General features: G+C 36.3%; 1 protein-coding gene. It reads left to right on the top strand.

Annotated features, from left to right (window positions below; genetic code table 11):
* On the top strand, window positions 1-175 hold a 175-nt coding region (locus CIL03_RS19545; protein WP_276282978.1), incomplete at its 5' end, for a GNAT family N-acetyltransferase.
* Between the last annotated feature and the right edge of the window lie 205 nt (window positions 176-380).

The following is a 380-nucleotide window of genomic DNA, read 5'->3' as shown; positions in this document are numbered from 1 at the left end:
ATTTAAGAAAAAAGGGTATGCAACAAGTACTGTAGCGCACCTGAGTCAAAAGATACTTGATGAAGGGTTTCAATTTTGCAGTCTCTATACCGACAGTACTAACCCAACATCCAATAGCATTTATAAAAAAATAGGCTATTATGAGGCAGGTTCATCGATTGTATATAAACTTTAGGTGTGAAAAGCGAGCACCCCATCATGGACTGCTCGCTTATTGCTTAAATTAACGCATCCTCTTTCTTCTTCTTTGATTCTTCATATGTCTTATAAAAATGGATAATTATAGTTTTTAAAACTGAATAAAATGGTACTGCAAACAGAATGCCCATAAACCCTCCGATACTTCCAGCTGCCAGGATTACTGTAATTACGGTTAACGG

Source organism: Virgibacillus indicus, assembly GCF_002266285.1.
In the GTDB taxonomy this organism is placed as follows: domain Bacteria; phylum Bacillota; class Bacilli; order Bacillales; family Amphibacillaceae; genus Virgibacillus_K; species Virgibacillus_K indicus.
This window is presented reverse-complemented; position numbering and strand designations above follow the sequence as displayed.